General features: G+C 72.1%; 1 protein-coding gene. It reads right to left on the bottom strand.

Annotated features, from left to right (window positions below; translation table 11 throughout):
* Positions 1-201 precede the first annotated feature (201 nt).
* Positions 202-1320 carry a phosphoserine transaminase gene (gene serC, locus HW445_RS30490; RefSeq protein WP_180224032.1) on the bottom strand — a complete coding sequence of 373 codons (1119 nt, stop codon included), beginning with the start codon at positions 1318-1320 and terminating at the stop codon, positions 202-204.
* Between the last annotated feature and the right edge of the window lie 191 nt (positions 1321-1511).

Below are 1511 nucleotides of genomic sequence, written 5' to 3' on the forward strand. Positions count from 1 at the left end.
GCCGGCCCGCCACCGTTCGGCCCGCCACTGTTCGGCCTGCCACCGTTCGGCCCGCTCCCGTCGGGCTTGCCGTGCCGGCGCGTTCCGTCCGGGCTCGCGTCGCGCTCACCGGGCAGGGGCGGGCGCGTGGTGTGTCCCGGCGGGAAAAAGGCGACGCCGCGTTCCGGGGAACGCGGCGTCGTCAGGAGGCGGGGAGCGCGGTCAGAGGCGCTCGATGACGTAGTCGACGCAGGCCGTGAGGGCGGCCACGTCCGCGGGGTCGACCGCGGGGAACATGGCGACCCGCAGCTGGTTGCGCCCCAGCTTCCGGTACGGCTCCGTGTCGACGATCCCGTTCGCCCGCAGCGCCTTGGCGACGGCGGCCGCGTCGATCTGCTCGGCGAAGTCGATCGTGCCGATGACCTGCGACCGCTTCGCCGCGTCGGTGACGAACGGCGTCGCGTACGGGGAGGCGTCCGCCCAGCCGTACAGCGTCCGCGAGGACTCCGCCGTGCGGGAGACCGCCCAGTCCAGGCCACCCTGGCCGTTGATCCACTCCAGCTGCTCGTTCAGCAGGAAGAGCGTGGACAGCGCCGGCGTGTTGTAGGTCTGGTTCTTGCGGGAGTTGTCGATCGCCGTCGGCAGCGAGAAGAACTCCGGGATGTGACGGCCGGACGCGTGGATCCGCTCGGCGCGCTCGACCGCGGCCGGGGAGAACACGCCGATCCACAGACCGCCGTCCGCGGCGAAGGACTTCTGCGGGGCGAAGTAGTAGACGTCCGACTCGGTGATGTCGACCGGCAGGCCGCCCGCGCCGCTGGTCGCGTCGACCAGCACGAGCGCGCCGTCGTCCGCGCCGTCGACGCGGCGGATCGGCATGGCGACACCGGTGGAGGTCTCGTTGTGGGTGAGGGCGTAGACGTCGACACCGCCCTCGGCCTTGGCCTCGGGGTGGTCGCCCGGGTCCGCGGAGACCAGCGTGGGGTCGCCGAGCCAGGGGGCGAGCTTGGCGGCCTTGGCGAACTTGGAGGAGAACTCGCCGAAGGTCAGGTGCTGCGAGCGGTTCTCGATCAGGCCGTGCGTCGCGACGTCCCAGAACGCGGTGGAGCCGCCGTTGCCCAGGACCACCTCGTAGCCCTCGGGCAGGGAGAACAGCTCGCGGATGCCTTCCCGCACCGTGCCGACCAGGTTCTTGACCGGGGCCTGGCGGTGGGACGTGCCGAGCAGAGAGGTGCCGGTCGCGGCGAGGGCGTTCAGCGCCTCCGTCCGCACCTTGGAGGGGCCAGCGCCGAAACGTCCGTCGGCGGGCTTGATGTCAGCGGGAATCTGGATCTCAGCCACGAGCGCGAGCGTAGCCGTTCGCGAAACCCGGACGAAACGTGGTCCGGCGGCTGAGACGACGTGTCCGCCACTGCGCCGCCCGCCCCGGCGGCGGCCGCTGCGGGCATGCTGGGACGATGCGCGATCGGGAATCGGCACCACGGGAATCCGCACCGCTCGAGGCGTCGCCGCGGCAGGCTTTTCTACTGCTG

Origin of the sequence: Streptomyces sp. UH6 (assembly GCF_013421635.1) — a bacterium.
In the GTDB taxonomy this organism is placed as follows: Bacteria; Actinomycetota; Actinomycetes; order Streptomycetales; family Streptomycetaceae; genus Streptomyces; species Streptomyces abyssomicinicus.